General features: G+C 73.9%; 2 protein-coding genes. One reads left to right on the top strand and one right to left on the bottom strand.

Annotated elements, in window-relative coordinates:
- The first annotated feature begins 154 nt into the window (after window positions 1-154).
- Window positions 155-880 (top strand): ANTAR domain-containing protein, encoded by a 726-nt coding sequence (locus B7767_RS36550; protein ID WP_085575783.1) that lies wholly within the window; start codon window positions 155-157, stop codon window positions 878-880.
- 18 nt (window positions 881-898) lie between these two features.
- On the opposite strand, the gene B7767_RS36545 is transcribed toward B7767_RS36550, so the two are convergent.
- On the bottom strand, window positions 899-1,678 hold a 780-nt coding region (locus tag B7767_RS36545; protein ID WP_085575781.1), incomplete at its 5' end, for a YceI family protein.

Genomic DNA, 1,678 nt, shown 5'->3' with positions numbered 1-1,678 from the left:
CGGGAGGAGGCCGGGTGGGCGATCGGCCCGGATGTCGATACCCCAGGTCCGGGCGTCACCTCATCGCAACCGAACAGATAGGATTCCGTGCGTCCTGTGCTCGCAGTCAGGAATGTGCTGCGGAGCTCTCCTGCGCACGGCCGTGGTGCCGTGCATGCCGAAGAGGTTCGTGGTGGCTGCGTCCCGGTTTTCTGATTTGCCCCGTTTCCCGGCTGGGTTGGAGCTGGCGGAAGCGCTCACCGCGGCGGCACAGCGACTGCACGAGACGTCCACCCCGGACACCACCCTGGACACCGCCGTGCGTCTCGCGGTCGACCTCGTGCCCGGTGCCGACCACGCGGGCGTCTCCGTCATCGAGCGGGACGACCGGCGCTCCACGCTGGCCTGGACCGACGACGTGGTGCGCGCCGCCGAGGAGGGCGACGGCCCCGGTGACGGGCACCGGCCGTACTGGCACCGCCTGTGGACCGCCCCGGTGGCCGAGGTCGAGGACAGTGAGAACGGCGAGGGCGACGAGGTGCTGTCCGGGCTCGGCCTGCGGTCCGTGCTGTCGCTGCGGCTGCGGGCCGACCGCCGCCGGCTGACCGTGCTCACCGCCTACGCCCGCAAGCCGCGCGCCTTCGACGAGACCGCGCTGCGGGTCGGCCGGCTGTTCACCGCGCACGTCGGCATCGCCCTCGACTCCGCCACCGTGCGCGAGCAGCTCACCGAGGCCATGCGCACCCGGGACCTGATCGGCCAGGCCACCGGCATTCTCATGGAGCGCCTGGACATAGACGCGGCCGGCGCCTTCGACAGCCTGGTCCGCGCCTCGCAGCGGGAGAACGTCAAACTGCGCGACCTCGCCCGCCGCATCGTCGACCCCGGCCACACCCCCTGACGGGGGGTTGACGGTGCCTCACGCGGCCGGAAGCGACTCCCCCTGCACGGCCTGGACGTCCAGCTCCACCCGGAGGGTCGTGCCGATGGCCGCGATGCCGGCCTGGACGACCTGGTTGTAGTTCATCGCGAAGTCCTCCCGCCGGAGTCCGGCCGTGGCGCGGAAGGCCGCCCGGGTGCCGCCCCAGGGGTCCGCCCCGGTGCCGAGGTAGGCCAGGTCCAGGTCGACGGGCCGGACGACACCCCGCATGGCCAGCTCGCCGTGGACCGTCCAGCGGTCGGAACCCGCCTCGGTCAGACCGGTGGACCGGTACGTGATCTCGGGGTACCGCTCGACGTCCAGGAAGTCCGCGGACCGCAGATGGGCGTCGCGCGTCCCGTTGCCGGTGTCGATGGACGCCGCCCGGATCACCGCCTCCACGCGGGACCCGGAGACGTCGTCCGGCGCGATCTCCACCAGGGCCGCGAACTCGGTGAACCGGCCCCGCACACTGGAGATGCCCAGGTGCTGGGCGACGGCCGCCACGCTCGAATGCGCCGGGTCCACGGTCCACGGCCCCGGCGGCGGCAGCTCGGTGCCGCCCTGCCGGGCCAGCGTCACCGTCCCCACCTCGGCCCGCCCGCTCGCGGTGACGATGGCGCTCGCGGCGGCGGGCGCGTACCCGACCGCGGTGACGACGACGGTGTACGCCCCCGGCGCCAGCGCGGTGGTGTCCCGCACGGCGCCCTCGGCGTCGGCCCCGGCGCGCAGCACCTGCGTACCGGTCCCGTCGGTCACCGTGACGACCGCGTGCGACAC

The organism is Streptomyces sp. 13-12-16, assembly GCF_002114215.1.
In the GTDB taxonomy this organism is placed as follows: Bacteria; Actinomycetota; Actinomycetes; order Streptomycetales; family Streptomycetaceae; genus Streptomyces.
This window is presented reverse-complemented; position numbering and strand designations above follow the sequence as displayed.

Excerpts from the sequence above, each read along its gene's own strand:
- B7767_RS36550 (WP_085575783.1), top strand. The coding sequence starts at position 155 with ATGCCGAAGAGGTTCGTGGTGGCTGCGTCCCGGTTTTCTGATTTGCCC.